General features: G+C 33.0%; 1 protein-coding gene and 1 pseudogene. Both read right to left on the bottom strand.

The features are described 5' to 3' along the window. On the bottom strand, positions 1–86 hold an 86-nt coding region (locus HZY83_RS08315; RefSeq protein ID WP_228098435.1), incomplete at its 3' end, for a hypothetical protein. Between the two features lie 17 nt (positions 87–103). Then, positions 104–397 (bottom strand): annotated as a pseudogene (locus HZY83_RS01205) (aspartate carbamoyltransferase catalytic subunit); the annotation flags it as partial.

Below are 397 nucleotides of genomic sequence, written 5' to 3'. Positions count from 1 at the left end.
GTTTTAATACGTTTACCATCAATTAAAATCTCAGTATCTTTTAAAATTCCGTTTCTTAAGATTTTTCCATTTTTGATTAATTTCATTTTAAAATAACCCCTTCCTATTTTAAAAGCGCGCTTATAACTGCCATTCTTAAATACATCCCATTTTCCATTTGTTTGAAAATACGTGATTTGGGTGCTTCTACTAAATCACTTTTAATTTCGACTCCTCGATTGACTGGAGCAGGATGCATGACAATGGCTTCATCTTTTAATTTATCATATCTTGACTGAGTTAACCCATATTGTTGATGATATTCCTCTGCCGCAAAATTAGCTTCACCAGCAATGCCGTGTCTTTCATGATGAACTCTTAACAACATCACAATATCGACTTGATCAATCACATCATC

It is taken from the genome of Gemella sp. GH3 (genome assembly GCF_013415425.1).
Lineage (GTDB): Bacteria > Bacillota > Bacilli > Staphylococcales > Gemellaceae > Gemelliphila.
This window is presented reverse-complemented; position numbering and strand designations above follow the sequence as displayed.